Genomic DNA, 24,713 nt, shown 5'->3' with positions numbered 1-24,713 from the left:
TTTCGCGGGCACGCCCGCTCCCACAGGATTTGTGCTGCTTGCACGGTCCCTGTGGGAGCGGGCGTGCCCGGGAAGAGGCCAGGCCTGCCTACATCAGAAGCCCAGGCGATCGCGCAGGCTGTAGTACCAGGCGCCAAGGGCGCTGAACGGTACGCGCAGCATCTGGCCACCCGGGAACGGGTAGTGCGGCAGGCCGGCGAAGGCGTCGAAGCGCTCGGCCTGGCCACGCATGGCCTCGGCCAGCACCTTGCCCGCCAGGTGGGTGTAGGTCACGCCGTGACCCGAGCAGCCCTGCGAGTAGTAGATGTTGTCACCGATACGGCCAACCTGCGGCAGGCGCGACAGGGTCAGCAGGAAGTTGCCGGTCCAGGCGTAGTCGATCTTCACGTTCTTCAGCTGCGGGAAGGCCTTGAGCATCTTCGGCCGGATGATCGCCTCGATGTTGGCCGGGTCACGCGCGCCGTACACCACGCCACCGCCGAAGATCAGGCGCTTGTCGCTGGTCAGGCGGTAGTAGTCGAGCAGGTAGTTGCAGTCCTCGACGCAGTAGTCCTGCGGCAGCAGGGTGCGCGCCAGTTCGTCGCCCAGTGGCTCGGTGGTGATCACCTGGGTGCCGCATGGCATGGACTTGCTGGCCAGCTCAGGCACCAGGTTGCCCAGGTAGGCGTTGCCAGCGACGATGATGAACTTGGCGCGGACCTTGCCCTGTGGGGTGTGCACCACCGGGTTGGCGCCACGCTCGATGCGGATGGCCGGGGTTTGCTCATAGATGATGCCGCCCAGCGACTCGACCGCGGCGGCTTCGCCCAGGGCCAGGTTCAGCGGGTGGATGTGGCCGCCGCTCATGTCCAGCATGCCGCCCACATAGTTGTCGCAGGCGACCACTTCGCGGATGCGCTTCTGGTCCATCAGCTCCAGCTGGTTGTGGCCGAAGCGTTCCCACAGGCGCTTTTGCGACTCCAGATGGCCCATCTGCTTGCTGGTGAGGGCAGCGAACACGCCACCGTCCTTCAGGTCACACTGGATGTTGTACTTGGCCACGCGCTCACGAATGATGCGCCCGCCTTCGAAAGCCATCTGGCCCAGCAGTTGGGCCTCCCGTGGGCCGACGGTGCGTTCGATGACGTCGATGTCGCGGCTGTAGCTGTTGACGATCTGGCCGCCGTTGCGGCCCGACGCGCCGAAGCCGACCTTGGCTGCTTCGACGATGCTCACCTTGAAGCCGTTCTCCAGCAGGAACAGGGCGCTGGACAGGCCGGTGTAGCCGGCACCGATGATGCACACATCGGTTTCCACCTCACCCTGCAGCGCCGGACGTGGCGGCACCGGGTTGGCCGAGGCGGCGTAGTAGGACTGGGGGTAGGGGGTGTTAGCCATGCTGCAGGAACCTCGTGTTTTATATTTTTAACGAATGTACCGATGCTATCAATAATAATAAACACCCGCTAGTCGTCCGTTGAAAATCCTTTACTCGGTACCTGTCAGCGCGCCTTTCTATAAAGAGTTTAAGATTCAGTAGGTTAGCGCAAAAAAAAGTGTTGACAGGGTTTTTGGAATGAGTAGAATGCGCACCACACGACAGGCACATAGCTCAGTTGGTTAGAGCACCACCTTGACATGGTGGGGGTCGTTGGTTCGAGTCCAATTGTGCCTACCAAATCGAAGAGGGACGGTGATCCGCAAGGGTCACCCCTTTTTTCATTGCCCGATTTTTGTGGGCAGCGCGATGCGCTCAGATTCGAAAGTTTTTGATTTTTCTCAAAAAAACGCTTTACAGGTACGCATTCGGTCACTAATATGCGCACCACACGACAGGCACATAGCTCAGTTGGTTAGAGCACCACCTTGACATGGTGGGGGTCGTTGGTTCGAGTCCAATTGTGCCTACCAAATCGAAAAAGGGCGATCAGCAATGATCGCCCTTTTTGCTATGCGCGCGAAGCAGCGTGTAACGTTTGGTCGCGGTTCGGGGCATTGCCCGGCGTGCTAGAATCCGCCCCTTCGAAACTGGAGGTACACGCGTGCGCAAACTGGCTGTGGTAATGGCAGTGCTGGCCCTGGCGGGCTGTGAGAACGAGGTCGAAGGCGTGCACAAACAGGTGGCCGAACACCTGCACAACCCTAAAACCGCCAAGTTCGGCAACGTGCGGATCGACACCCAGGGCACCATCTGCGGCCAGGTTCGTGGCAAGGATGATGCCGGGCAGTACGAGGCCTACCGCAGCTACGTGGCGATCAAGCGCGATGGCCAGTACGAAATCATCGTCGACGACAGCGGTAACAACCTGCGCATCCGCGAGATGTGCGGCGGCGCCGAGCTGCAGCGCCGCGCCGAAGCCCTGGCTGGCCAGCCTGCCCCGCAGGGCTGGGACGTGGAGGTGATCCAGGGTGCCAACATGGGTGCGCTCAGCGACATGACCGCACGCCTGATCGAAAAGGGCATTCCCTCCTCGGTGGAGTACCGCGACGGCAAGCCGGTGGTGCTGATGGGGCCGTTCCCGAGCCGTGAGGAGGCTGAAGCACGCAAGGCCGAGGTAATGGCCAAGCTGGGTACCGATTCGGTGGTCATCCAGCACGGCGCCACGCGCTAAAACCGCTCCTACAGGGGGGCGCAAGCTTTGAGCGGCACAGCCACACCTGCGCTAGACACTGTCCGCACAGTTTTGGCTATGCTTGGCAGGAAGAAGCCGAACGGGGAGGGCCTCATGTCTACACTGGAGCGGGCCATTGCCGTGGCCGCCAGGGCGCATGAAGGGCAATACGACAAGGGTGGGGCAGCTTATATCCTCCACCCGCTACGCGTGATGATGCGGGTTTCCACACCTGAACAACGGATTGTCGCGGTGCTTCACGATGTGATCGAAGACACCTCGCTGACGCTGTCCGACCTGGCGCGCGAGGGGTTCGCGCTGAAAATCCTTGCCGCCTTGCTGGCGCTCAGCCGCCGTGAGGGCGAGGCCTACCAGGACTTCGTGGTGCGCCTGGGCGATAACCCGCTGGCGCGCACCGTCAAGCTGGCCGACCTGGCCGACAACAGTGACCTTTCGCGCATTCCCTGCCCGGGCCCCGCCGACCTGGCGCGGCTGGCGCGTTATCGTGAAGCCAGCGCCTACCTGCAGGCCTTGGCCTGAGGTTAAGCCGCAGGCCTTGAAGGCCACCCGGGCCAGCCAACTGCCATGCTCGCCGCGGTCAGTCTTCCTTCGGTACGGTCCAGAAAATCTGCACGCCACCATCGTCGCGGTGGGCGAGGGTGACGTTGTCGTTTTCGGCGATTTCCTCGAGCAGGGTTTCCCAGTCTTCCGGTGTTTCCTGTTCCAGGCGGAAGATCAGTGCCGCGCGGCTGCGCTGGGCGGTGGGGCTGTTGATGATCTTCTGGATGCGCACACCCAGTTGTTCATAGCTGCTCGGGGTGGCGGAGGCGGTGCTGGACACAGGCGTTTCCTTGTTTTGCTGTATGCACATACAGTATTTCACTGTAAGTAATTTCGCAACAGCCTGTCAGGCCAAAAACTGCGCTTTACACTGAGCAGCGGCATTCCTGGCACGCGATGAAAAGACGTTCGTCTTTTCGGAAAAAATCCGGATAAACTGCCCCGGGCTCGACTTGACCTCTGACAGCCAAACGGATTTGACAAACCCCGGTCCTGTTTCCATAGTGAGTCAACGCAAACGTTTGCGATCCGACAAAAAACACAAGATCCGGAGTCCTCGTCCATGAAACTGCCGTTCCCCGGTCGTCTGCTGGCCCTCGCAGTCATTTCCTCGCTGTCCCTGGCCCTGCCATTTTCCGCCGCCCACGCCGAAGACAAGCCCAAGGTCGCCCTTGTCATGAAGTCGCTGGCCAATGAGTTCTTCCGCACCATGGAAGACGGCGCCAAGGACTACCAGAAAGCCCACGCCGATGAATTCGAGCTGATCGCCAACGGCATCAAGAACGAGACCGACACCGGCGAGCAGATCCGCATCGTCGAGCAAATGGTCAACGCAGGCGCCAAGGCCCTGGTCATTGCCCCGGCCGACTCCAAGGCGCTGGTTTCGGCGGTGAAGAAGGCCATGGACCAAGGCGTGGTGGTGATCAACATCGACAACCGCCTGGACCCGGCGCTGCTCAAGAGCAAAGGCATCAGCGTACCCTTCGTGGGCCCCGACAACCGCAAGGGCGCGCGCCTGGTCGGCGATTTTCTGGCCAACGAGAAGCTCAAGGCCGGCGACCAGGTCGGCATTATCGAAGGCGTGCCGACCACCACCAACGCCCAGCAGCGTACCGCCGGTTTCAAGGACGCCATGGAGGCCGCGCAAGTCAAGATCGTCTCGGTGCAGAGTGGCAATTGGGAAATCGATAAAGGCAACGCCGTCGCCGCCTCCATGCTCAACGAATACCCCGACCTGAAAGCCCTGCTGGCCGGTAACGACAGCATGGCCCTGGGCGCCGTGTCGGCCGTGCGTGCCGCTGGCAAGACCGGGCAGGTGCAAGTGGTGGGCTACGACAACATCAACGCCATCAAGCCGATGCTCGCCGATGGCCGTGTACTTGCCACCCTCGACCAGGCGGCCAGCCAGCAGGCGGTGTACGGCATCCAGGCGGCGCTGAAAATGGTCAAGGGCGAGAAACCCGACGTGGATGCCGACAACGTCATCCAGACCCCGGTCCAACTCATCACCAAGCCCTGATCGCTGGCAGGAGATACGGCCATGCCTGCATCGGCCAATGAAGTGGTGCTCGCCGCCAGCGGCCTGGGCAAGACCTACGCCCAACCCGTGCTCGGCGAGGTCAGCCTGAGCCTGCGGGCCGGCGAAGTGCTGGCGCTGACAGGTGAGAACGGCGCTGGCAAAAGCACCCTGTCCAAGCTCATCAGTGGCCTGGAAACCCCTACCACCGGGCATATGCACTACCGCGGCCAGGCCTACGCGCCTGGCAGCCGCAGCGAGGCCGAGCGCCTCGGCGTGCGCATGGTCATGCAGGAGCTGAACCTGCTGCCCACGCTGACCGTGGCGGAAAACCTGTTCCTCGACAACCTGCCCGGCCGCTTCGGCTGGATCAGCCAGAAGCGCCTGCGCCAACTGGCCACGGCCGCCATGGCCCAGGTCGGCCTCGACGCTATCGACCCGGACACCCCAGTCGGCGAGCTGGGCATCGGCCACCAGCAAATGGTCGAGATCGCCCGCAACCTGATCGGCGATTGCCATGTGCTGATCTTCGACGAACCCACCGCCATGCTCACCGCGCGCGAGGTGGAGCTGCTGTTCACCCAGATCGAGCGCCTGCGCCAACGTGGCGTGGCCATCGTCTACATTTCCCATCGCCTGGAAGAACTGCAGCGTGTGGCCCAGCGCATCGTCGTGCTGCGTGACGGCAAGCTGGTGTGCGATGAGCCGATCCAGCGCTACAGCAGCGCCGAACTGGTCAACCTGATGGTCGGCCGCGAGCTGGGCGAGCATATCGACCTGGGCCGCCGGCAGATCGGCGCGCCGCTGCTCAAGGTCGACAAGCTCAGCCGTGGCGACAAGGTGCGTGGAGTGTCGTTCGAGGTCAGGGCAGGGGAGATCTTCGGCATCTGCGGCCTGATCGGTGCCGGCCGTACCGAGCTGTTGCGCCTGATCTACGGCGCCGACCGTGCCGACAGCGGCAGCATCGCCCTCGGCCAGCCACCGCAGGCGGTCACCATCGACTCGCCCAAGGCCGCTGTGCAGGCCGGTATCGCGCTGATCACCGAAGACCGCAAAGGCGAAGGCCTGCTGCTGACGCAGTCGATCAGCGCCAATATTGCCCTGGGCAACCTCGGAGCGGTATCACGGGCCGGGGTGCTCGATGGCGAGGCCGAAGCGGCATTGGCCGAGCGCCAGATCCAGGCCATGCGCATTCGTAGCGCCGGTCCGCAGCAGGTGGTAGGCGAGCTGTCTGGCGGCAACCAGCAAAAGGTGGTGATAGGCCGGTGGCTGGAGCGCGACTGCCAGGTGTTGCTGTTCGACGAGCCCACCCGTGGTATCGACGTCGGCGCCAAGTTCGACATCTATGGCCTGCTGGCCGAACTGGCGCGCCAGGGCAAGGCCCTGGTGGTGGTTTCCAGCGACCTGCGCGAGCTGATGCTGATCTGCGACCGCATCGCCGTGCTGTCGGCCGGCCGCCTGATCGAAACCTTCGAGCGTGACCATTGGAGCCAGGACCAGTTGCTGGCTGCGGCCTTTGCCGGTTATCAGAAACGTGACGCACTGCTGCATGAAGCAGCTCCCAGGATGGATGCATGAAAACCACCCCGCTCGACAGCCAAGGCACCGCACCGGTGCGCCGCAGTGGCACCTATCTTGGCCTGGGTACCTACCTGGGCCTGGCCGGCGCCTTGCTGGCGATGATCGTGCTGTTCTCGTTCCTCAGCAGCCACTTCTGGTCGTACAACACCTTCAGTACCCTGGCCAACCAGATCCCCGACCTGATGGTACTGGCAGTGGGCATGACCTTCGTGCTGATCATCGGTGGCATCGACCTGTCGGTGGGCTCGGTACTGGCGCTGGCGGCCTCGACGGTCAGCGTGGCGATCCTCAGCTGGGGCTGGGGCGTGCTGCCCTCGGCCCTGCTGGGCATGGCCGTGGCCGCGCTGGCCGGCAGCATTACCGGCGGCGTCACCGTAGCCTGGCGCATTCCGTCGTTCATCGTCTCGCTCGGCGTGCTGGAAATGGCCCGTGGCCTGGCCTACCAGTTCACCGACTCGCGCACCGCCTATATCGGCGATGCCTATGCCTGGTTCTCCAACCCCATCGCGTTCGGCATCTCGCCGGCCTTCATCATCGCCTTGCTGGTGATCGTGCTGGCCCAGCTGGTGCTGACCCGCACGGTGTTCGGCCGCTACCTGATCGGCATCGGCACCAACGAAGAGGCCGTGCGCCTGGCAGGCATCGACCCGCGCCCCTACAAGGTGTTGGTGTTCGCCCTGATGGGCCTGCTTGCCGGCCTGGCTGCGCTGTTCCAGATCTCGCGCCTGGAAGCGGCCGACCCCAATGCCGGTTCCGGCCTGGAGCTGCAGGTGATCGCCGCCGTGGTAATTGGCGGCACCAGCCTGATGGGCGGCCGTGGCTCGGTCATCAGTACCTTCTTTGGCGTGCTGATCATTTCGGTGCTGGCTGCAGGGCTGGCGCAGATCGGGGCCAGCGAACCGACCAAACGCATCATCACCGGGGCGGTGATTGTCATCGCCGTGGTGCTCGACACTTACCGTAGCCGGCGCGCAGGCCGGCGGAACTGAGAACATGGCAACCATCAAAGACGTCGCGGCACTGGCGGGTATTTCCTACACCACTGTGTCCCATGTACTGAACAAGACCCGGCCGGTCAGCGAGCAGGTGCGGCTGAAAGTCGAAGCCGCCATCGCCGAACTCGACTACGTGCCCAGCGCCGTGGCCCGCTCGCTGAAGGCGCGCAGCACGGCCACCATCGGCTTGCTGGTGCCCAACAGCGTCAACCCGTACTTCGCCGAGCTGGCACGGGGTATCGAAGACGCCTGCGAACGCAACGGCTACTGCGTGATTCTGTGCAACTCTGACGACAACCCGCAGAAGCAGCGCAGCTACCTGCGCGTGCTGCTGGAAAAACGCATCGACGGCCTGGTGGTGGCTTCGGTCGGCCAGGACGGCGACCTGCTGCAAAGCCTGGCTGGCGTGCGCACGCCCATGGTGATCGTCGACCGCGAACTGGATGGCGTCGATGCCGACCTGGTGCGCATCGACCACGAGCAGGGCGCCTACCTGGCCACCCGGCACCTGCTGGAGCTTGGCCACCGCGACATCGCCTACATTGGTGGCCCTGCCGAGACCGGGGTGACCCAGCTGCGCCTGAGCGGCTTCCGCCGCGCCATGGCCGAGGCCGGCGTACCGGTGCTGGCCAACCGCGTGCTGCACTGCGACTTCACCAGCCCGGGTGGCCATGCAGCGGCAGCCCGGTTGCTGGAGGGCAAGCGGCCCACGGCGATTTTCGCCGGCAACGACATGATCGGTTTCGGCGTGCTGCGCGCCGCAGCCGAACGCAATATCAACGTGCCCGGCGAGCTGTCGGTGATCGGCTTCGACGACATCGAACTCAGCCGCTATGTGTACCCGCCGTTGACCACGGTGGGCCAGTCGATCCGCGCGTTGGGCGAGAGCGCCGCGTCGCTGTTGCTGGCACGTATCGGCACACCGCGGCAGGGCGCGGCAGAGCAACGTATCGTCGCCCCGCGCATCGTGCTGCGCGAGTCCACCGGGCCGCGCCCGGACCTGTTCAACGATTGCCGCTGATGCTAAGGAAATGTCATGAATGCCAAGGTCGTGGTAGTCGGTAGCCTCAACATGGACCTGGTGGCCCGCGCCCAACGCCTGCCCCGGGCCGGCGAAACACTCCCCGGCGAAAGCTTTTTCACCGCACCGGGCGGCAAGGGGGCCAACCAGGCGGTGGCCGTGGCGCGCCTGGGTGGCAGCGTGGCGATGATCGGCAACGTCGGCGACGATGATTATGGCCGGCAACTGCACCGGGCCTTGTATGTGGAAGGCATCGACTGCCAGGGCGTCATCACCTGCCAGGGCGTGTCCAGCGGTGTGGCGCTGATCACCGTGGATGCCGCCAGCCAGAACTGCATTGTCATCATTCCCGGTGGCAACGGCCTGCTGACGCCGCAGTCGGTGCAGCGGTTCGATGCGCTGCTGCAGGCGGCCGAGGTGATCATCTGCCAGCTGGAAGTGCCGGCCGACACCGTGGCCTGGACCCTGGCCAGGGGGCGTGCACTGGGCAAGCAGGTGATCCTGAACCCGGCACCGGCGACCGGCCCCTTGCCGGCGGACTGGTTCGCCCACATCGACTACCTGACGCCCAACGAAAGCGAGGCCGAAGCTCTGACCGGCGTGGCGGTGACTGACCTGGACAGTGCCCGGCGTGCCGGCGAGCGCTTGCTGCAACTGGGCGCGGGCAAAGTGATCATCACCCTGGGCGCGCAAGGTGCCTTGCTGGTCACCCCCAAGGGCCACCAGCACTTCCCCGCACCGGTGGTGCAGCCGCTGGACACCACTGCCGCCGGCGACACCTTCATTGGTGGCTTTGCCGCTGGCCTGGTACGCGGCCTGGAGGAGGGCGAAGCCATCGCTTTCGGCCAGCGCGCCGCGGCCCTGTCGGTTACCCGCGCCGGCGCCCAGCCGTCGATTCCTTACCTGGCGGAGCTTGGGCCATGAAGAAAACCCCGCTGCTGAACATCGCCCTGTCGCGGACCATTGCCGGAATGGGGCATGGCGACATCCTGGTAATCGGCGATGCCGGGTTGCCGGTGCCGCCGGGCGTCGAACTGATCGACCTGGCCGTCACGCCTGGTCTGCCGGATTTCGCCAGCGTGTTGCGGGTTGTGCTGAGCGAGTTGCAGGTGGAGCGGCATGTGCTGGCCGAAGAGATGCACAAAGTGGTGCCGCCGGCGCTGGTCGAGATCGAGCGGCTCAAGGGCAAGCTGGGCAAGCGCGAATGGCTGAGCCATGAAGATTTCAAAGTGCTGTCGCGCAGTGCCCGTGCGGTCGTGCGTACTGGCGAATGCCAACCCTACAGCAACATCGCGCTGATCTCCGGCGTAACCTTCTAACTCGTCGTCTTGCCCAACGCAGATCCCCTGTGGGAGCGGGCATGCCCGCGAACACCGGCAACGCCGGTGCCATTTACCGCAGGCCCCGTGTGGGAGCGGGTTCACCCGCGAACACCGGCGAAGCCGGTGCCATCCACCGCGTTGCTTTCTTCACGGGTAAAACCGCTCCCACAGGGATTTGCGGTGTTTCAGGAATACCAACCCAGGCAACAGGAGTGCCACCCATGCTCAAACCCCTGCTACAAGGAATCGCCCTCATGGCCGCAGCAACCACCCTCCAGGCCGCCCCCATTGACCTGATCATCGACACCGACCCCGGCGCCGACGATGTGGTCGCGCTGTTCCTGGCCATGGCCTCGCCCGACGAGCTCAACATCCGCGCCATCACCACCGTGGCCGGCAATGTGCGCCTGGAAAACACCTCGCGCAACGCCCGCCTGGCCCGCGAATGGGCCGGTCGCGAAGACATCCCCGTATACGCCGGCGCCGCGCGCCCGCTGGTGCGCAAGCCGGTCTACGCCGCCGAAGTGCACGGCGAAGAAGGCCTCACCGGCGTCCAGGTCCACGAACCGAAAGCGCCACTGGCCCAGGGCAATGCCGTGCAATACCTGGTCGACACCCTGGGCGCCGCCAAACCGCACAGCATTACCATCGCCATGCTCGGCCCGCAGACCAACCTGGCCCTGGCGCTGATCCAGCGCCCGGACATCGCCAAAGGCATCAAGCAAGTGGTGGTAATGGGCGGTGCGCATTTCAACGGCGGCAACATCACCCCGGCGGCAGAATTCAACCTCTATGCCGACCCGCATGCCGCCGAAGTGGTGCTGGCCAGCGGCGTGCAACTGGCCTACCTGCCGCTGGACGTCACCCACAAGCTGCTGACCAGCGACGCCCGCCTCAAGCAGCTGGCAGCGGTGAACAACAAGGCCAGCAAGCGGGTGGTGGATATCCTCAACGCCTACATCACCCACGACATGGACCTGTACGGCATGCCCGGCGGCCCGGTGCACGACGCCAGCGTCATCGCCTACTTGCTCAAGCCCGAGCTGTTCAGCGGCCGGCGCATCCACATGAGCATCGACAGCCGCGAAGGCCCCAGCTTCGGCCAGACCCTGGCCGACTGGTATGGCGTGCTAAAGCAGCCAGCCAATGTGATGTGGGTAGAGCAGGGCGATGCTCAGGGCCTGTTCGACCTGCTCAGCGCCCGTTTGGCGCGATTGGAATAGCCGTGTGCGGCGCGAAGCGCTCGAACACCTGGTCGATAAAGCTGCGCGCCGCCTCGGCGCCGCGATCGCGCACCAGCAGGTCGATGGCAATCAACAGCAACTCTTCCGGTGTGCCAGGGCTGTACGCGCTCTGGCCCTCGGCCCATTTGACCTTGATATCGGCATCGATGCTGTGGCTGCTCATGAAAGGCTCTCGCTTGGGGCCCAGGACGAAGGGGCGAACACCTGACCCTGGTGTTCGATGGAGGCCGGGTGCGCTCCACTTCTTGCACTAAATCATGACTTTGCGTCAGTGACCTTGTGGCTTAAGCATATGGCAAACGCAGCGGGTTGTGCAAAATCCGGTCACGATTGCGCTTTCGCCTCTACCAGCGAGTTCAGGCAGACTTGACCGGTTTTGCAACAAATGATGAGTGGAACGGTCGGATCAGACAGTTCCCGGACCGATTTAGGAGGCTTCATGTTCCGTACCCGTGCTTACCTGGCAACCCTGGCGGTGGCTGCTGTGCTGGCTGGTTGCAGCACTGGTGGCAGTTCTGCTGGTGGCGCTGCACCGGCAGGCAACGATGGCCGCTGCGAAGCCAGCGGCGCCGATTTTGCCATTGGCAAGCCTGCTAGCGCCGAGCTGCTGGAGCAGGCACGCAAGGCCAGTGGCTCGCAGATGGCCCGCATTCTCAAGCCGCACGACGTGGTCACCCTGGAGTACCGCTCCGAGCGCCTGAACCTGAATGTGGACGAGCAGGGCAAGGTGATTCGCGTCAATTGCGGTTGACCGATTATGTGGGCTGCGCGGTCCCTGCAGGAGCGGCCTTGTGTCGCGACAGGGCCGCAAAGCGGCCCCGGCAATTGACGCTGCGAAGCTGAACCCTGGGGCCGCTTTGCGCCCCATCGCGACACAAGGCCGCTCCTACAGGAAAGCGAGTGCGTGCAGCCTGGCAGATACCCATAAAAAAACCCGCCACAAGGGCGGGTTTTTTTACAGCTATCCGAATTACTCCGGACGAACCTGTGCAGCCTGCATGCCCTTCTGGCCGCGCTCGGCGACGAAGGAAACAGTCTGGCCTTCTTTCAGGCTCTTGAAGCCGTCAGATTCGATGGCCTTGAAGTGAACGAACAGGTCGTCGCCGCCGCCTGCTGGGGTGATGAAGCCGTAGCCTTTCTCATCATTGAACCATTTGACGGTGCCTTGTTGGCGATTGGACATGGGTGAATCTCCAGAACATTTAGTTTTTTCAGTGGTGCAATGCGGCCGAGGCTACGGAGCACGGAACACATCATAGTCTAATTCTGCGCATCTAGCGCCTTTTACCTTCGCCGGATCTTGATCCAGCTCAAAGAATGGCTGGTCTGCTCTGGCTTTAAGGTTTCAGCTCTTCGGTGCGCAGGCCTGTTTCACGACCGTCTGCGCCTTCTGCATCAGCTTGGCGTCCACGCCATCGTTGCTGTCCAGGTCGGCAATTTCCGCGTCGGTGAAATTCTTTTTGATGGTTTGCGCGCCACAGTCGCAGTGTTTTTTCGCGGTCGCAGCATCAACGCCTTGGCCTTGTGCCACTTGCGTGCACTGGGTCATGTAGGCGGCCTCCTTCCCTGCCGGGAAGTTGCCGGCGTTCGCAGCCATGGGCAGCAGCAGGGCCCCAGCGGCCGCCAGGGCCAGAAGAGACGGAACTCGCATAACCAGTTACTCCTTGGGTTAAGGTCTCATCAAGAGTAGGTTGCTTCCCAAGGTCTGATAGGAATTTTTCCGTGTAAGTTCAGCCGAAGTCTGTAATTTCCAAATATTTCTGCCTGGCATGCAACCCGCGTGCTAGCATGCCCGGCTTGCAGCTGACAACGTGCAGCTTGCAGCTATCTTTTTTCTTTCCAGTCACTCTGGTTCGTCCCTTGCAAGCCGAAAGGCTTCTGCCACTGTGAGGCAGGCTTCCTTTGCGGGAAGGCAGGTCGGATCTTGTACTGGCTCATCCCAACCCACGTGACCTTTGGTAGGGGTCACCACTAGGAGAGGAGGCGCCATGCCCGTTATTACTCTTCCCGATGGCAGTCAACGTTCGTTCGATCACGCCGTATCCGTAGCCGAAGTCGCCGCTTCCATCGGCGCCGGCCTGGCCAAGGCCACCGTGGCCGGCAAGGTCGACGGCAAGCTGGTCGATGCCTGCGACCTGATCAGCAACGACGCCACCCTGCAGATCATCACCCCTAAAGATGAAGAGGGACTGGAGATCATCCGTCACTCGTGCGCCCACCTGGTCGGCCACGCCGTGAAGCAGCTGTACCCGACCGCCAAGATGGTCATCGGCCCGGTCATCGACGAAGGCTTCTACTACGACATCGCCTACGAGCGCCCCTTCACCCCTGAAGACATGGCCGCCATCGAAAAGCGCATGATGGAGCTGATCGACAAGGACTACGACGTCATCAAGAAGGTGACCCCGCGTGCCGAAGTCATCGACGTGTTCAAGGCCCGTGGCGAAGACTACAAGCTGCGCCTGGTCGAAGACATGCCGGACGAGCAGGCTATGGGCCTGTACTACCACGAAGAATACGTCGACATGTGCCGTGGCCCGCACGTGCCGAACACCCGCTTCCTCAAGGCATTCAAGCTGACCAAGCTGTCCGGTGCCTACTGGCGCGGTGATGCCAAGAACGAACAGCTGCAACGCGTGTACGGCACCGCCTGGGCCGACAAGAAGCAGCTGGCTGCGTACATCCAGCGCATCGAAGAAGCCGAAAAACGCGACCACCGCAAGATCGGCAAGCAGCTCGACCTGTTCCACCTGCAGGAAGAAGCCCCGGGCATGGTGTTCTGGCACGCCAACGGCTGGACCGTGTACCAGGTGCTCGAGCAGTACATGCGCCAGGTCCAGCGCGTCAACGGCTACCAGGAAATCAAGACCCCGCAGGTTGTCGACCGCATCCTCTGGGAGCGTTCCGGCCACTGGTCCAACTACGCCGAAAACATGTTCACCACTTCGTCGGAAAGCCGTGACTACGCGGTAAAACCGATGAACTGCCCGTGCCACGTGCAGGTGTTCAACCAGGGCCTGAAGAGCTACCGCGACCTGCCGCTGCGCCTGGCCGAGTTCGGTGCCTGCCACCGTAACGAGCCGTCCGGCGCCCTGCACGGCATCATGCGCGTGCGTGGCTTCGTGCAGGACGACGCGCACATCTTCTGCACCGAAGAACAGGTGAAGAAAGAGGCCGCTGACTTCATCAAGCTGACCCTGGACGTGTACAAGGACTTCGGCTTCACCGACATCGCCATGAAGCTGTCGACCCGCCCGGCCAAGCGCGTGGGTTCCGAAGAGCTGTGGGACCGTGCCGAAGGCGCGCTGGCCGACGCCCTGAACGAGTCGGGGCTGGAGTGGGAATACCAGCCGGGCGAGGGCGCCTTCTACGGCCCGAAGATCGAGTTCACCCTGCGCGACTGCCTCGGCCGTAACTGGCAGTGCGGTACCCTGCAGTACGACCCGAACCTGCCAGAACGCCTGGATGCCAGCTATATCGCCGAAGATAACAGCCGAGTGCGCCCGGTCATGCTGCACCGCGCCATCCTCGGTTCGTTCGAGCGCTTCATCGGCATGCTGATCGAGCACTACGCTGGCGTGTTCCCGGCCTGGCTGGCACCAACCCAGGCCGTGATCATGAACATCACCGACAAGCAGGCCGATTTCGCCCTCGAGGTGGAAAATACCCTGAACGGTAGCGGTTTCCGTGCCAAGTCGGACTTGAGAAATGAGAAGATCGGCTTTAAAATCCGCGAGCATACTTTGCTCAAGGTCCCGTACCTTTTGGTTATAGGGGATCGCGAAGTCGAAACACGAACCGTCGCTGTGCGTACTCGCGAAGGCGCAGACCTGGGCTCCATGCCCGTCGCCCAGTTCGCTGAGCTCCTGACACAAGCGGTTTCCCGGCGTGGACGCCAAGAATCGGAGTAATGACTATTAAGCGTGAAATGAGAAACGATAAGCGTGCTGTACCGAAGGCCCCGATCAACGAGAATATCTCGGCCCGCGAGGTTCGGTTAATTGGCGCTGATGGCGAGCAGGTTGGCATCGTCTCGATTGATGAAGCGCTTCGTATCGCTGAAGAAGCGAAGCTGGATCTGGTGGAGATCTCTGCAGACGCGGTACCGCCTGTCTGCAAGGTGATGGACTACGGCAAGCACCTCTTCGAGAAGAAGAAGCAGGCCAACGAAGCCAAGAAAAACCAGAAACAGATCCAGATCAAAGAAATCAAGTTTCGTCCAGGGACGGAAGAAGGGGATTACCAGGTAAAACTACGCAACCTGGTACGTTTCCTTACCGATGGGGACAAGGCCAAGATCTCTCTGAGATTCCGCGGCCGTGAGATGGCCCACCAGGAGCTGGGCATGGAGCTGTTGAAGCGGGTCGAAGCCGACCTTGCCGAATACGGCTCTGTTGAGCAGCATCCGAAGATGGAAGGACGCCAGCTTATGATGGTCATCGCCCCCAAAAAGAAGAAGTAATCTCCCGGGCACGGCAGGCCTGATGATTATTGTGTAATTTTATCGAATGCGGAGTTCCAACATGCCAAAAATGAAAACCAAGAGCGGTGCTGCGAAGCGCTTCCTGAAGACCGCTTCCGGCTTCAAGCACAAGCACGCTTTCAAGAGCCACATCCTGACCAAAATGTCGACCAAGCGTAAGCGTCAACTGCGCGGTGCCAGCCTGCTGCACCCGTCTGACGTGGCAAAAGTCGAGCGCATGCTGCGCGTACGTTAATTCTGGTTTAGATAGAGGAAGTTACTCATGGCTCGTGTTAAGCGTGGCGTCATCGCTCGTAAGCGTCACAAGAAAATTCTGAAACTGGCTAAAGGCTACTACGGTGCACGCTCGCGCGTATTCCGCGTTGCCAAGCAGGCTGTCATCAAGGCTGGTCAATATGCCTACCGTGACCGTCGTCAGAAGAAGCGTCAGTTCCGCGCACTGTGGATCGCTCGTATCAACGCCGGTGCCCGCACCAACGGTCTGTCCTACAGCCGTCTGATTGCTGGCCTGAAAAAGGCTTCGATCGAAATCGACCGTAAGGTTCTGGCCGATCTGGCAGTGAACGAAAAAGCGGCGTTTGCTGCGATTGTCGAGAAAGCTAAAGCCGTTCTGGCTTAAGTACCCGCGACAATCACCCGGCGGCGCTAGCGCCGTCGGGCATTGAACGTCATCGATAGGGGAAGAGCCTTCAAAGCTCTTCCCCTATTTTCGTATCTGGAGTCTGTACATGGAAAACCTGGATGCGTTGGTCTCCCAAGCCCTGGAGGCTGTGGAGCGCGCTGAAGACATCAATACCCTGGAACAGATCCGGGTTAACTATCTCGGCAAGAAAGGCGAGCTGACCCAGGTGATGAAGACCCTGGGCAACCTGCCAGCCGAAGAGCGGCCGAAAGTCGGCGCGCTGATCAACGACGCCAAAGAGCGCGTCACCGTTGTGCTCAATGCCCGCAAGGCCGCCTTCGAAGAAGCCGAGCTCAGCGCTCGCCTTGCTGCTGAATGCATTGACGTCACCCTGCCAGGCCGCGGCCAGGCCACCGGTGGCCTGCACCCGATCACCCGTACACTCGAGCGCATCGAGCAGTTCTTCACCCACATCGGCTACGGCATTGCCGAAGGCCCAGAGGTGGAAGACGACTATCACAACTTCGAAGCGCTCAACATCCCCGGCCACCACCCGGCCCGGGCGATGCACGACACCTTCTACTTCAATGCCAACATGCTGCTGCGCACCCACACCTCGCCGGTGCAGGTGCGGACCATGGAGTCCAGCCAGCCGCCAATCCGCATTGTCTGCCCGGGCCGCGTGTACCGCTGCGACTCGGACATTACCCACTCGCCGATGTTCCACCAGGTCGAAGGCCTGCTGATCGATCGCGATATCAACTTCGCCGACCTCAAGGGCACCATCGAAGAATTCCTGCGCGTGTTCTTCGAAAAAGAACTGGCGGTACGTTTCCGCCCATCGTTCTTCCCCTTCACCGAGCCGTCCGCCGAAGTCGACATCCAGTGCGTGATGTGTTCCGGCAAAGGCTGCCGCGTGTGCAAGCAAACCGGCTGGCTGGAAGTGATGGGCTGCGGCATGGTGCACCCGAACGTGCTGCGCATGTCCGGCATCGACCCTGAAGAGTTCCAGGGCTTCGCCTTCGGCATGGGCGCCGAGCGCCTGGCCATGCTGCGCTACGGCGTCAACGATTTGCGTCTGTTCTTCGACAACGACCTGCGGTTCCTTGCCCAATTCCGCTAGGCCCAATCGACGCACATTCTAGGAGAACAGCATGAAATTCAGTGAACAGTGGCTGCGCGGTTGGGTAAACCCGCAAGTCTCCCGTGACGAACTGGTCGCCCGCCTGTCCATGGCCGGCCTGGAAGTCGACAGCGTTACCCCCGCTGCCGGCCAGTTCAGCGGCATCGTCGTCGGCGAGATCCTCGCCACCGAACAACACCCGGACGCCGACAAGCTGCGCGTGTGCCAGGTAAGCAACGGCCAGGAAACCTTCCAGGTCGTGTGCGGCGCCCCTAACGCCCGCCCAGGCATCAAGATTCCGTTCGCCATGATCGGCGCCGAACTGCCAGGCGACTTCAAGATCAAGAAGGCCAAGCTGCGCGGCGTCGAGTCCTTCGGCATGCTGTGCTCGGCTGCCGAGCTGCAGATCAGCGAAGAGAACGACGGCCTGCTGGAACTGGCTGCGGACGCCCCGGTTGGCGAAGACATTCGCCAGTACCTGAGCCTGGACGACGCCAGCATCGAAATCGGCCTCACCCCCAACCGCGGCGACTGCCTGTCCATCGCAGGCCTGGCCCGCGACGTCAGCGCCCTGTACGACACCCCGGTCACCCGCCCGGTAGTGCCAGCCGTAGCGGCTGCCCACGACGAAGTGCGCCCGGTCGAAGTCAGCGCCCCGGCTGCCTGCCCACGTTACCTGGGCCGTGTCATCCGCAACGTCGACCTCAGCAAGCCGACCCCGCTGTGGATGGTCGAGCGCCTGCGCCGCAGCGACGTGCGCAGCATCGACGCAGCCGTCGACATCACCAACTACGTGATGCTCGAACTCGGCCAGCCGATGCACGCCTTCGACCTGGCAGAAATCAACGGCGGCATCCGCGTACGCATGGCTGAAGAGGGCGAGAAGCTCGTCCTGCTCGACGGCCAGGAAGTGGCCCTGCGCGCCGACACCCTGGTCATCGCCGACCACACCCGCGCCCTGGCCATCGCCGGCGTCATGGGTGGCGAGCACAGCGGTGTGAACACCGAGAAAACCCGCGACCTGTTCCTGGAAAGCGCCTTCTTCGAGCCGATTTCCGTCGCCGGTAAAGCCCGCTCCTACGGCCTGCACACCGACGCCTCGCACCGCTACGAGCGCGGTGTGGACTCGCAGCTGGCCCGCGAAGCCATGGAGCGCGCCACCCAGCTGCTGCTGGACATCGTCGGCGGCGAAGCCGGCCCGGTGGTCGAAGCCGTCAGCGAACAGCACCTGCCGCAAGTGGCCCCGGTCACCCTGCGCGCCGAACGCATCACCCAGATGCTCGGCATGGAAATGGACCCAGCCCAGGTCGAGCAACTGCTCAACGCCCTGGAACTGACCACGACTCGTAACGGGGAAGGGCAGTGGACCGTCAACGTCCCAAGCCACCGCTTCGACATCAGCCTGGAAGTGGACCTGATCGAAGAGCTGGCCCGCCTGTATGGCTACAACAACCTGCCGGTTCGCTACCCGCAAGCCCGCCTGGCCCCCCAGGGCAAGCCGGAAACTCGCGGTGACCTGCCGACCCTGCGCCGCCTGCTGGTTGCCCGCGGCTACCAGGAAGCCATCACCTACAGCTTCATCGACCCGAAACTGTTCGAACTGTTCAGCCCGGGCGTAGAGCCGCTGCTGCTGGCCAACCCCATCTCCAGCGACATGGCCGCCATGCGCGCGTCCCTGTGGCCGGGCCTGGTCAAGGCACTGCAGCACAACCTGAACCGCCAGCAAGACCGCGTGCGCCTGTTCGAAAGCGGCCTGCGCTTCGTCGGCCAGCTCGGCGACCTGCAGCAGCAGCCGATGATCGCCGGCGTTGTCACCGGCAGCCGCCTGCCAGAAGGCTGGGCCAACGGCCGCGACAGCGTCGACTTCTTCGACGTTAAAGCCGACGTGGAAGCCCTGCTGGGCTACTCCGGCGCCCTGAGCGACTTCACCTTCAGCGCCGGCAAGCACCCAGCCCTGCACCCAGGCCAGACCGCCGCCATCGAGCGTGACGGCAAGCTGGTCGGCTACCTCGGCGCCATTCACCCAGAGCTGGCCAAAGCCCTGGACCTGGACCGCCCGGTGTTCCTGTTCGAGCTGGTGCTGGGTGATGTGGTCGAAGGCCGCCTGCCGAAATTCAGCGAGCTGTCCAAGTTCCCGGAAACCCGTCGTGACCTGGCTTTGATCGCAGGACGTGATGTAGCTTCTAGCGCGGTGCTTGAAGTAATTCGTGACAATGCAGGCGAATGGCTTACAGACCTCAGGCTGTTTGACGTCTACCAAGGTAAAGGCATTGATCCTGATAGAAAAAGCCTTGCCGTTGGCTTGACCTGGCAGCATCCATCGCGCACTCTTAACGACGATGAGGTGAACACTACCCTGCAAAACATCCTCACCTCGCTCGAACAAAGGTTGAACACCACGTTAAGGAAATAACGGCATGGGTGCTCTGACGAAAGCTGAGATGGCCGAAAGGCTGTACGAGGAGCTGGGGCTTAACAAGCGTGAGGCCAAGGAGCTGGTCGAGCTGTTTTTTGAAGAAATTCGGCACGCACTTGAAGAGAACGAGCAGGTCAAGCTGTCCGGTTTCGGCAACTTCGACCTTCGCGACAAACGCCAGCGGCCGGGCCGCAACCCCAAGACAGGGGAAGAAATCCCGATCACCGCACGGCGCGTCGTCACCTTTCGTCCAGGGCAGAAGTTGAAGGCCCGGGTTGAGGCCTATGCTGGAACCAAGCCATAACGACGAACTGCCCCCCATACCGGGCAAAAGGTACTTCACCATTGGTGAGGTGAGTGAGCTTTGTGCGGTAAAACCGCACGTGCTGCGGTATTGGGAGCAGGAGTTCGATCAGCTCAATCCCGTGAAGCGGCGGGGGAACCGGCGGTATTATCAGCGGCAGGATGTGCTGATGATTCGCCAGATTCGTGCGCTGCTTTATGACCAGGGGTTCACCATTGGCGGGGCTCGGTTGAGGCTTTCCAGTGATGAGGCCAAGGATGAGTCTAGCCAGTACAAGCAGCTGATTCGGCAGATGATTGTTGAATTGGAAGATGTGTTGGTGGTGTTGAAGAAGTGACCTGGGTTTTTGGTGAGTGAAATTTTTTTGAGAAAAAGCTTTCATTTATCAGGAGGTTAGGGTACATTCTTCAACGTTCTCGGTAGCATTGAGAACATGCTTCAAGCCCAGTCGGGGCGTAGCGCAGCCCGGTAGCGCACTTGCATGGGGTGCAAGGGGTCGAGTGTTCGAATCACTCCGTCCCGACCATTATTGAAACGAAAAAGCCCAGTCGGAAACGACTGGGCTTTTTTGTTTGGTGATAGTTTGATGCATGTACGCTTCAAATTGAAGCATCGAATTCAAGCCGGGTCATGTAGCGCTTACTTAGACTCATAGTCGATCTACATAAAGGCTTCACCTAGGTACCCGTTGATAATGGGGCTGACTGAATCTGTCTGGCCTGGTCCGGACAGATTAAGTTCCTTTCCATAATCAGCTTTGCTCCATAGCATAGGTTGAGCCGGGATGATCAACATCGTCATTCATTGGACATGAGCATTTCCCTCGGCGTCTGTCCAGATGCTATCGCGCCGTCGGATGAGAACCGATACAGGTCGTTCTCGCTCCAAATTAGTATACCTGCGAAGACTCCACCTAGTTTACGAATGATGTTAAAATGCTTTCTGCGCAGGGATGAGGTGCGGAAACATGGATTGGAGCCTTGTTAACACTAAGCTATCTCTTCTTCGCTTTGCAATAAACTCTGCAAAGGACTCCATATGTCGTCTTCTCTAGATGAAAAAATAGTAAACCAAATAGCCTTGCTGGGTGAGCTTGATAAAGAATATTGGTCGTTTTCTCGCAGAGCGAAAAGAACGCATTGTCATGGGTTTATAAAATATCCTGCGATGATGGTTCCCGAGATGCAGGGCGAACTAATTGATATTTTTCTAAAGCATAAACCTGAAATTAAGTCTATTTTTGATCCTTTTGTAGGATCTGGGACGACTTTAGGCGAGGCTATCGTAAGGGGGCTAGATTTTCAGGGGGTAGATATAAATCCACTGGCTATCCTGGCTTGTGAAACAAAGTCGGATGTATTTTATATCTCGTCTTTAGAAGAGAAGATTTTCGGGCTTATTGCGCGTCTAGATTGCGATAAGATGTCCACAGTCGAGGTGAGTTTTCCTAAGATTAATAAGTGGTTTTTACCAAGAATTCAGGTTGAGTTGAGTAAAATCCGGCGTGCAATAATGGCGGAGCCTAGCAAATGGGCTAGGAGATTTTTCTGGGTCGCTTTTAGCGATACTGTTAGAGGAAGTTGTAATTCAAGAAGCTCCACCTACAAGCTACATATGAAGCATGAGCAAGATTTGTGTCTGGTTGGGTGTTGCTTCGATTTATTCAAGAGTAAATTAAACTCGAATTTTCTATTAAAGAAAGAACAAGTGCGACTGCTAGAAGCTAAGGACCTGCTTTCAAGGGCAAGTCTTAAAAGTCTAGTTGATCTTTCTATTGGTGATATCCAAAGCGCCCCTCGACAATCAGATTGCTCAAGGCATGATATGCTGGTTACGTCGCCGCCCTACGGTGACAACTCAACTACGGTTCCCTACGGACAATTTTCTTATCTTCCTTTGATGTGGATTGATACAGCCGATTTACGCAATAAAGTGCCTGCTGCACTGCTGACAAATGCATCTGCTATTGATAGGGCGAGCCTTGGAGGGGTACACAAGTGCGCGATCAAAGATGTTGAACGCTTAAGAGATATGTCGACGAGCTTTTCGCATAGCATCGAAAATTTATCAAAGTATGCAAATAATGGACCTGAACGTTTAGCTGCTTTTATCAATGATCTTGATAATTCGTTAGATGGAATGCTTTATCGGATAAAAAAAGACGGCTATCTTGTTTGGACGCTCGGTAATAGACATATATCTGCTCAGAAAATACCATTGAATAGTATTCTCAGGGAGCTCTTGGAGGCTCGGGGTTGTCAGTTCGTTCTGGAGATAGATCGTATTATACCCTACAAGCGGATGGCAAACAGGAATAGCAGTTCGAAGACAATGACGGAAGAGCAAGTTTTGATAATGCGAAAAATATAGATTTGGGTTGTTGTTGCATGGTTTATAAAAAAATGGAAAGGACTTTCATATGTCAGCTGCCTCTTTGAAGTTTGATGGTCGATTAATTGAAGAGTTGTCGCAGAAAATACCGTCTTCATTGTTTGCGCTAAACGAACTAATTAAGAATGCTTATGATGCTTTTTCACCAGATGTTACAATTCAGTTGGAGCCATCAAAGAATCTAATAACCATATCTGATAATGGAAATGGAATGGGGTTTGAAGAAATTGAAGGTCTTTTCCATATATCTAAGAGTTCAAAACGGTACGGGCATTGCGTTGAACAAGACGGTATTGTTCGTATAACTCAGGGGTCCAAAGGGTTAGGTTTTCTTGCTGCGTTCAAATTTGGCGATCAAGTCACTTGGATTACGAATAAGGCTGGAGTTCAGAGCACTTTTTCTTTGAAGAAATCCCACCTTGTCGCCAAAACCGATCTGTCAGGAACTAGTATTCCAATAGCTACTGAGTTAGTGGAGGGGAAGGGTACTACTATAGTTATCCGTTCTAATGAAAATTTAATCAAAGAGCTGCTTGAAGACTTGGAAGAGCCAAAGATTCTGGAGAAATTGGCTGCTGCCGTTATTGATGATTCCTTTAATATTCAGATACATGTTGAAAATAGGCTCTTTGCTTGTTCTACTAAAAAGCTAAAGAGTTACGTACTTGAAAGTGAAAGTGATCAGCTGTTTTATGTTTCGTTTGATTCAGAGAGTAATGTTGTAGACTTTTATCATGCAGGGGAATTAGTGAGGTCGATGCCCGGGCTGCCAGAGGACATGCGGAGGACGGATTATTCAATTAGTTTAAATTTGGTGATTTTTCATTTTGGTCGCGGAAGAAATTCAAAGTCTATATCTGCTTTGAATAAAAGAGTGTACGACGACGCTCTTTATCCTCTGGTTTATTTCAATCGGAATCTATTTAATAATACCGTTCTTTTTGATCCCGAGCTATTAAGGAAGACTAGCTCCGGCAGCTCCTTGCCGCAGATGATTGGGCAGGGTTAGTTTGACAAGTCAAAGTTCGGATATTGAGTTTAACTCTGATCGTACTAATTTTGTTGAGGGGGCCTTAACCAAAAGTATTTCTAAGGATTTAAGGTTTCTCAATGAATTAATTCAGACTAGCGGCTCAGAAATAAAAAAAGAATTGCAAAGAAAAACATCATCTCACCGCGTGCCTACTGGTAAGGCGTATCCAGACTCCAAGGAGGGCGTGCAAAAAAAGAAAGCGGCATCAATTTTTTTTGATAGAAAAATTCCAGTTGTATATTACATTCCATCGCAGCAGCTTGATCTAGTTAGCTATATTTATCAAGTTAAAAATAGTCTTTCTGAAGATGTTGATCCTGATGCAGTGGAGATATATATTGACCACCAGCTATCATCAGGGCGAATTTTGCAATCCATTTTAGAGCCTTGTGAGAAAGTTATTAGTTTTCGTTACATGGATGAGCATACTGGTGTTGTATGTGCTGAAATTACACTACGCTTTTTAAAGCGTATTTCTAATATTTCCGGTGATCCTCTACGTAAATCGATTTTTACTATTGAGTCTGAATCTGTTTATCAAATGTCGCAAGGAATAATTTCTAGCCTGATCTATGCGATAGATAAAGCATATGAGTCTAAGAGGCGAGACGAGTATCTTCCGTTAATAGCTAGCTCCATTCGTTGTATATTTGAGATTTCTGCTAAAAAATTGTATAGGGTGCGTAAGCAATGGTTTAGTAAGCTCAATAATTCTGGGTTTTCGCCAGAAGTGAAGAAAGGTTTCCGTGGGGATCTAATATTTGATGTTTCCCAAGTTGTGCTTTTGCTGAAAAAAAATATGGGGCTGATGACTGAGGTTGCTGAGGCTTCTGGGATTGGGTTCAATACCCTTTCCAATATATTGAATTTATCGGACTTCTGGGAGGCCATTAAGGTTTCTAATGTAGGCGCTCATTCGTCTTCCAGTTATTTGTCAAAGCCAAAAATCGAAGAGTGCGCTAGTAAGGGTGGTTTGTTTGCTGTGATATGTGACGTGCTAATTAACCTAGACTCCGAAAAATTAGATAGTGTAAATGTGGATAATTTGGAGGATGCTGATTTTAGGTTGGCTCTAGGAATATGAATACACCAGCCGTCGCAGAGGCGGGAGCACGGTCTATAATTAGAATTGCGCTTTGAGAGCTCGGTTGCACGGTGTCTTAGTGTTAACTGGCCTATCAAATATCGCTTGCAACAATGCGTGGCGCATTGAGATGTGGTTGTTGGTCAACAGCCGTAATACGAATCCCCCCTGCTTTTTCATAGACACCTCCAAGCCTGATAATGAGTCCCAAATAGGAGGTGTCGTTAGTCGTAAGCTTTAACCCGAAGAATTTAAGATCTAAGCGGTCAAGTAAGTTACCGAAAAGACCGGCCTGTCGCCGGTGTGGGTATGCGATCCATGAAGCCACATTCCAAGCGAATAGCTAAAAAGACTTTTTCGATTTTGCTTTCGGCGCATCTTGGCGGGCTGGCCCCAGAAAGAAATCGGTAGTACAGCATCGGCCTT

General features: G+C 58.5%; 26 protein-coding genes and 3 tRNA genes. 24 read left to right on the top strand and 5 right to left on the bottom strand.

Annotated elements, in window-relative coordinates; genetic code table 11:
• Positions 1-93 precede the first annotated feature (93 nt).
• On the bottom strand, positions 94-1,377 hold the full coding sequence (locus tag QIY50_00935; GenBank protein ID WGV20908.1) for an FAD-binding oxidoreductase: 1,284 nt from the start codon (positions 1,375-1,377) through the stop codon (positions 94-96).
• Positions 1,378-1,580: 203 nt separating this feature from the next.
• Here QIY50_00935 and QIY50_00930 point away from each other — a divergent pair.
• The 4 genes from QIY50_00930 (at position 1,581) to QIY50_00915 (ending at position 3,131) form a co-directional block, all read left to right on the top strand.
• Positions 1,581-1,657: transfer RNA gene (locus QIY50_00930), tRNA-Val, on the top strand.
• A gap of 156 nt (positions 1,658-1,813) precedes the next feature.
• Positions 1,814-1,890, top strand: a tRNA-Val gene (locus QIY50_00925).
• A gap of 131 nt (positions 1,891-2,021) precedes the next feature.
• Complete coding sequence (locus QIY50_00920; GenBank protein ID WGV20907.1) at positions 2,022-2,591, top strand: SPOR domain-containing protein; 570 nt, start codon at positions 2,022-2,024, stop codon at positions 2,589-2,591.
• Positions 2,592-2,705: 114 nt separating this feature from the next.
• Positions 2,706-3,131, top strand: a complete 426-nt coding sequence (locus QIY50_00915) for a GTP pyrophosphokinase (GenBank protein ID WGV20906.1) — start codon at positions 2,706-2,708, stop codon at positions 3,129-3,131.
• Positions 3,132-3,189: 58 nt separating this feature from the next.
• Here QIY50_00915 and QIY50_00910 read toward each other — a convergent pair whose 3' ends face one another.
• Positions 3,190-3,432: a DUF1654 domain-containing protein gene (locus QIY50_00910; GenBank protein ID WGV20905.1), complete on the bottom strand. Its 243-nt coding sequence runs from the start codon at positions 3,430-3,432 to the stop codon at positions 3,190-3,192.
• A 282-nt stretch (positions 3,433-3,714) separates the two neighbouring features.
• Here QIY50_00910 and QIY50_00905 point away from each other — a divergent pair, with 282 nt between their 5' ends.
• The 7 genes from QIY50_00905 to QIY50_00875 all read left to right on the top strand — a co-directional run bounded on the left by QIY50_00905 (position 3,715) and on the right by QIY50_00875 (position 10,810).
• Positions 3,715-4,671, top strand: coding sequence for a sugar ABC transporter substrate-binding protein (locus QIY50_00905; GenBank protein ID WGV20904.1), 957 nt, complete (start codon positions 3,715-3,717; stop codon positions 4,669-4,671).
• Positions 4,672-4,692: 21 nt separating this feature from the next.
• On the top strand, positions 4,693-6,246 hold the full coding sequence (locus QIY50_00900) for a sugar ABC transporter ATP-binding protein (GenBank protein WGV20903.1): 1,554 nt from the start codon (positions 4,693-4,695) through the stop codon (positions 6,244-6,246).
• A complete protein-coding gene (locus QIY50_00895) occupies positions 6,243-7,238 on the top strand; it encodes an ABC transporter permease (protein WGV20902.1) in 996 nt (331 codons plus the stop codon). The genes QIY50_00900 and QIY50_00895 overlap by 4 nt, the downstream gene beginning before the upstream one ends.
• Positions 7,239-7,242: 4 nt before the next feature.
• Complete coding sequence (locus tag QIY50_00890; GenBank protein WGV20901.1) at positions 7,243-8,265, top strand: LacI family DNA-binding transcriptional regulator; 1,023 nt, start codon at positions 7,243-7,245, stop codon at positions 8,263-8,265.
• Between the two features lie 15 nt (positions 8,266-8,280).
• Positions 8,281-9,189, top strand: a complete 909-nt coding sequence (gene rbsK / locus QIY50_00885) for a ribokinase (protein ID WGV20900.1) — start codon at positions 8,281-8,283, stop codon at positions 9,187-9,189.
• Positions 9,186-9,584 carry a D-ribose pyranase gene (gene rbsD / locus QIY50_00880; GenBank protein ID WGV20899.1) on the top strand — a complete coding sequence of 133 codons (399 nt, stop codon included), beginning with the start codon at positions 9,186-9,188 and terminating at the stop codon, positions 9,582-9,584. Before rbsK ends, rbsD begins: the two co-directional genes overlap by 4 nt.
• 224 nt (positions 9,585-9,808) lie before the next feature.
• A complete protein-coding gene (locus QIY50_00875) occupies positions 9,809-10,810 on the top strand; it encodes a nucleoside hydrolase (GenBank protein ID WGV20898.1) in 1,002 nt (333 codons plus the stop codon).
• Here QIY50_00875 and QIY50_00870 read toward each other — a convergent pair.
• A complete protein-coding gene (locus QIY50_00870) occupies positions 10,782-10,994 on the bottom strand; it encodes a hypothetical protein (protein WGV20897.1) in 213 nt (70 codons plus the stop codon). The two genes, QIY50_00875 and QIY50_00870, sit on opposite strands and share 29 nt — an antisense overlap.
• Positions 10,995-11,270: 276 nt before the next feature.
• On the opposite strand from QIY50_00870, the gene QIY50_00865 reads away from it, so the two are divergent.
• Positions 11,271-11,582: an I78 family peptidase inhibitor gene (locus QIY50_00865; protein ID WGV20896.1), complete on the top strand. Its 312-nt coding sequence runs from the start codon at positions 11,271-11,273 to the stop codon at positions 11,580-11,582.
• Positions 11,583-11,801: 219 nt separating this feature from the next.
• Here QIY50_00865 and QIY50_00860 read toward each other — a convergent pair whose 3' ends face one another.
• Positions 11,802-12,014 (bottom strand): cold-shock protein, encoded by a 213-nt coding sequence (locus QIY50_00860; protein WGV20895.1) that lies wholly within the window; start codon positions 12,012-12,014, stop codon positions 11,802-11,804.
• A gap of 162 nt (positions 12,015-12,176) precedes the next feature.
• Positions 12,177-12,482 (bottom strand): hypothetical protein, encoded by a 306-nt coding sequence (locus tag QIY50_00855; GenBank protein ID WGV20894.1) that lies wholly within the window; start codon positions 12,480-12,482, stop codon positions 12,177-12,179.
• A gap of 337 nt (positions 12,483-12,819) precedes the next feature.
• On the opposite strand from QIY50_00855, the gene thrS reads away from it, so the two are divergent.
• The 12 genes from thrS (at position 12,820) to QIY50_00795 (ending at position 24,287) form a co-directional block, all read left to right on the top strand.
• Entirely contained in the window at positions 12,820-14,742 is a 1,923-nt protein-coding gene (thrS, locus tag QIY50_00850; GenBank protein WGV20893.1) for a threonine--tRNA ligase, read from the top strand.
• The gene (gene infC / locus QIY50_00845; GenBank protein WGV20892.1) at positions 14,742-15,293 is read left to right on the top strand and encodes a translation initiation factor IF-3; all 552 of its coding nucleotides are present in this window, start codon (positions 14,742-14,744) and stop codon (positions 15,291-15,293) included. Before thrS ends, infC begins: the two co-directional genes overlap by 1 nt.
• Positions 15,294-15,354: 61 nt before the next feature.
• Positions 15,355-15,549: a 50S ribosomal protein L35 gene (rpmI, locus tag QIY50_00840; GenBank protein ID WGV20891.1), complete on the top strand. Its 195-nt coding sequence runs from the start codon at positions 15,355-15,357 to the stop codon at positions 15,547-15,549.
• Between the two features lie 27 nt (positions 15,550-15,576).
• Entirely contained in the window at positions 15,577-15,933 is a 357-nt protein-coding gene (gene rplT / locus QIY50_00835; GenBank protein WGV20890.1) for a 50S ribosomal protein L20, read from the top strand.
• Positions 15,934-16,042: 109 nt separating this feature from the next.
• Positions 16,043-17,059 (top strand): phenylalanine--tRNA ligase subunit alpha, encoded by a 1,017-nt coding sequence (gene pheS, locus QIY50_00830; protein ID WGV20889.1) that lies wholly within the window; start codon positions 16,043-16,045, stop codon positions 17,057-17,059.
• 31 nt (positions 17,060-17,090) lie between these two features.
• Positions 17,091-19,472, top strand: a complete 2,382-nt coding sequence (pheT, locus tag QIY50_00825) for a phenylalanine--tRNA ligase subunit beta (protein ID WGV20888.1) — start codon at positions 17,091-17,093, stop codon at positions 19,470-19,472.
• A gap of 4 nt (positions 19,473-19,476) precedes the next feature.
• Complete coding sequence (gene ihfA / locus QIY50_00820) at positions 19,477-19,779, top strand: integration host factor subunit alpha (GenBank protein ID WGV20887.1); 303 nt, start codon at positions 19,477-19,479, stop codon at positions 19,777-19,779.
• Positions 19,760-20,116, top strand: a complete 357-nt coding sequence (locus QIY50_00815; GenBank protein ID WGV20886.1) for a MerR family transcriptional regulator — start codon at positions 19,760-19,762, stop codon at positions 20,114-20,116. The genes ihfA and QIY50_00815 overlap by 20 nt, the downstream gene beginning before the upstream one ends.
• A gap of 112 nt (positions 20,117-20,228) precedes the next feature.
• Positions 20,229-20,305 (top strand) — tRNA-Pro (locus QIY50_00810).
• A gap of 512 nt (positions 20,306-20,817) precedes the next feature.
• On the top strand, positions 20,818-22,149 hold the full coding sequence (locus QIY50_00805) for a hypothetical protein (protein WGV20885.1): 1,332 nt from the start codon (positions 20,818-20,820) through the stop codon (positions 22,147-22,149).
• A gap of 49 nt (positions 22,150-22,198) precedes the next feature.
• Complete coding sequence (locus tag QIY50_00800) at positions 22,199-23,179, top strand: ATP-binding protein (protein WGV20884.1); 981 nt, start codon at positions 22,199-22,201, stop codon at positions 23,177-23,179.
• Between the two features lies 1 nt (position 23,180).
• Positions 23,181-24,287 (top strand): hypothetical protein, encoded by a 1,107-nt coding sequence (locus QIY50_00795; protein WGV20883.1) that lies wholly within the window; start codon positions 23,181-23,183, stop codon positions 24,285-24,287.
• Positions 24,288-24,713: the final 426 nt, after the last annotated feature.

The organism is Pseudomonas putida (assembly GCA_029953615.1).
Classification (GTDB): domain Bacteria; phylum Pseudomonadota; class Gammaproteobacteria; order Pseudomonadales; family Pseudomonadaceae; genus Aquipseudomonas.
The sequence above is the reverse complement of the archived record's forward strand: the minus strand, read 5'-3'. Positions and strand labels throughout refer to the sequence as shown.

Coding starts and splice junctions, on each gene's coding strand:
- thrS (WGV20893.1), top strand. CDS start 12,820: ATGCCCGTTATTACTCTTCCCGATGGCAGTCAACGTTCGTTCGATCAC.
- QIY50_00860 (WGV20895.1), bottom strand. CDS start 12,014: ATGTCCAATCGCCAACAAGGCACCGTCAAATGGTTCAATGATGAGAAA.
- QIY50_00905 (WGV20904.1), top strand. CDS start 3,715: ATGAAACTGCCGTTCCCCGGTCGTCTGCTGGCCCTCGCAGTCATTTCC.
- QIY50_00900 (WGV20903.1), top strand. CDS start 4,693: ATGCCTGCATCGGCCAATGAAGTGGTGCTCGCCGCCAGCGGCCTGGGC.
- QIY50_00855 (WGV20894.1), bottom strand. CDS start 12,482: ATGCGAGTTCCGTCTCTTCTGGCCCTGGCGGCCGCTGGGGCCCTGCTG.
- QIY50_00895 (WGV20902.1), top strand. CDS start 6,243: ATGAAAACCACCCCGCTCGACAGCCAAGGCACCGCACCGGTGCGCCGC.
- QIY50_00815 (WGV20886.1), top strand. CDS start 19,760: ATGCTGGAACCAAGCCATAACGACGAACTGCCCCCCATACCGGGCAAA.
- rpmI (WGV20891.1), top strand. CDS start 15,355: ATGCCAAAAATGAAAACCAAGAGCGGTGCTGCGAAGCGCTTCCTGAAG.
- QIY50_00870 (WGV20897.1), bottom strand. CDS start 10,994: ATGAGCAGCCACAGCATCGATGCCGATATCAAGGTCAAATGGGCCGAG.
- QIY50_00915 (WGV20906.1), top strand. CDS start 2,706: ATGTCTACACTGGAGCGGGCCATTGCCGTGGCCGCCAGGGCGCATGAA.
- QIY50_00805 (WGV20885.1), top strand. CDS start 20,818: ATGTCGTCTTCTCTAGATGAAAAAATAGTAAACCAAATAGCCTTGCTG.
- rplT (WGV20890.1), top strand. CDS start 15,577: ATGGCTCGTGTTAAGCGTGGCGTCATCGCTCGTAAGCGTCACAAGAAA.
- infC (WGV20892.1), top strand. CDS start 14,742: ATGACTATTAAGCGTGAAATGAGAAACGATAAGCGTGCTGTACCGAAG.
- QIY50_00865 (WGV20896.1), top strand. CDS start 11,271: ATGTTCCGTACCCGTGCTTACCTGGCAACCCTGGCGGTGGCTGCTGTG.
- QIY50_00935 (WGV20908.1), bottom strand. CDS start 1,377: ATGGCTAACACCCCCTACCCCCAGTCCTACTACGCCGCCTCGGCCAAC.
- pheT (WGV20888.1), top strand. CDS start 17,091: ATGAAATTCAGTGAACAGTGGCTGCGCGGTTGGGTAAACCCGCAAGTC.
- rbsK (WGV20900.1), top strand. CDS start 8,281: ATGAATGCCAAGGTCGTGGTAGTCGGTAGCCTCAACATGGACCTGGTG.
- ihfA (WGV20887.1), top strand. CDS start 19,477: ATGGGTGCTCTGACGAAAGCTGAGATGGCCGAAAGGCTGTACGAGGAG.
- QIY50_00800 (WGV20884.1), top strand. CDS start 22,199: ATGTCAGCTGCCTCTTTGAAGTTTGATGGTCGATTAATTGAAGAGTTG.
- QIY50_00875 (WGV20898.1), top strand. CDS start 9,809: ATGCTCAAACCCCTGCTACAAGGAATCGCCCTCATGGCCGCAGCAACC.
- pheS (WGV20889.1), top strand. CDS start 16,043: ATGGAAAACCTGGATGCGTTGGTCTCCCAAGCCCTGGAGGCTGTGGAG.
- rbsD (WGV20899.1), top strand. CDS start 9,186: ATGAAGAAAACCCCGCTGCTGAACATCGCCCTGTCGCGGACCATTGCC.
- QIY50_00890 (WGV20901.1), top strand. CDS start 7,243: ATGGCAACCATCAAAGACGTCGCGGCACTGGCGGGTATTTCCTACACC.